Origin of the sequence: Neorhizobium alkalisoli (assembly GCF_002968635.1) — a bacterium.
GTDB lineage: Bacteria > Pseudomonadota > Alphaproteobacteria > Rhizobiales > Rhizobiaceae > Neorhizobium > Neorhizobium alkalisoli.
The window spans coordinates 1-1,195 of the sequence record NZ_PVBN01000032.1; the positions used below are offsets into that span (position 1 = coordinate 1).

At 57.0% G+C, this 1,195-nt stretch carries 2 protein-coding genes, 1 tRNA gene and 1 pseudogene; 3 read left to right on the forward strand and 1 reads right to left on the reverse strand.

Annotated elements, in window-relative coordinates:
* Positions 1 to 226 precede the first annotated feature (226 nt).
* From C5L13_RS28385 to C5L13_RS28395, 3 genes are all read left to right on the forward strand, one after another.
* Positions 227 to 475 (forward strand): CopG family ribbon-helix-helix protein, encoded by a 249-nt coding sequence (locus C5L13_RS28385; protein ID WP_105386606.1) that lies wholly within the window; start codon positions 227 to 229, stop codon positions 473 to 475.
* Complete coding sequence (locus tag C5L13_RS28390; RefSeq protein WP_105386607.1) at positions 472 to 762, forward strand: type II toxin-antitoxin system RelE/ParE family toxin; 291 nt, start codon at positions 472 to 474, stop codon at positions 760 to 762. Before C5L13_RS28385 ends, C5L13_RS28390 begins: the two co-directional genes overlap by 4 nt.
* Positions 763 to 883: 121 nt before the next feature.
* A tRNA-Met gene (locus C5L13_RS28395) sits at positions 884 to 960 on the forward strand.
* A gap of 123 nt (positions 961 to 1,083) precedes the next feature.
* On the opposite strand, the pseudogene C5L13_RS28400 reads toward C5L13_RS28395, so the two are convergent.
* Positions 1,084 to 1,195, reverse strand: a pseudogene (locus C5L13_RS28400) (IS630 family transposase); the annotation flags it as partial.

A 1,195-nucleotide genomic window follows, 5' to 3' on the forward strand; every position in this document is an offset into this window, starting at 1 on the left:
CCTCGTAGAGACACCCGAACGGGTGTCCAGACGAACCGCTTGCCGGTTCGAAGCGCCCGCTTGGCGGGGCGCTCATAGAAGGTTTAGCCTTCTCTTGATCCGGCCACGCCCTCCCGGTGTGGTCGGAAGCTTATTCACCTAAATGAAAGTCCCATTCATGAGCAGAACCTTGACGAACCACGATGGTTCACCAATAATCAAAGTGAACCAAGGAAAGTTAGGTGCCATGACTGCCGCCTTTACCGTGCGTGTGAAAGATGAAACCGCAAGCAAGCTGGATCAGCTTGCCGAAAAGCTGGATCGCTCCCGCTCCTACATGGCTGCCGAAGCCATTGAGGCTTTCGTTGAGCAGCAGGAGTGGCAGCTTGCCGAGATCGAAGCCGGATTGGCTGAGGCCGATCGGGGCGAATTTGCCAGCGCCGAAGATGTGGCGAAGGTCGTTGGGAAATACGTCAAGTCCGCCCGCCAATCATGAGCGGCAAACGTATTCGCTGGACGCTTCGGGCGTTGCGGCGGCTTGATGAAATCGGCGCTCATATTGAACAGGACAATCCCGATGCGGCAGCGCGCGTGGTCGCCAGGATCGTGACCGCCGTGGATATGCTCGCCGAATTACCGGCAAGCGGGCGGCCGGGTCGCATCAAGGGCACCCGTGAAATCGTGCTGGTGGATATTCCCTACATCATTCCCTACCGCGTTGGCCGGGACATCGAGATTATCACCGTCATGCACGCGCAGCAGCGGTGGCCGCAGACGTTCTGACAAAAGCCCCGTACATCAGTCCGCGTCTTTGACAAATCCCCTTGGGGATAAGGGGAGGATGCAGATCGATACCGGGCGAAATAGGGCTTGCCCTATGTGTCGCGGATGACTAACAGGATAGCGCGGGATGGAGCAGCCCGGTAGCTCGCAAGGCTCATAACCTTGAGGTCGTTGGTTCAAATCCAACTCCCGCAACCAAATCACCCAAAACAGCGTAGCCCCTGATAACCTGCCGCCTCACGAAGGCGGTTCATGGGCCTGTTTTCGTATGCCATCTATTCCCGTGTTTAGGCGCCTTGCATGACCTAGAGCAGATCCTGTTCAATCCGGGTCATATCCGGCAGCTCTGAAGTAGTTCGCGCATTCTGAGGGTGTGAAGCAGGGAACCAAAGCGCCTACTGCATCCCACAAAGCATCAATCTTTCGCTCTGCC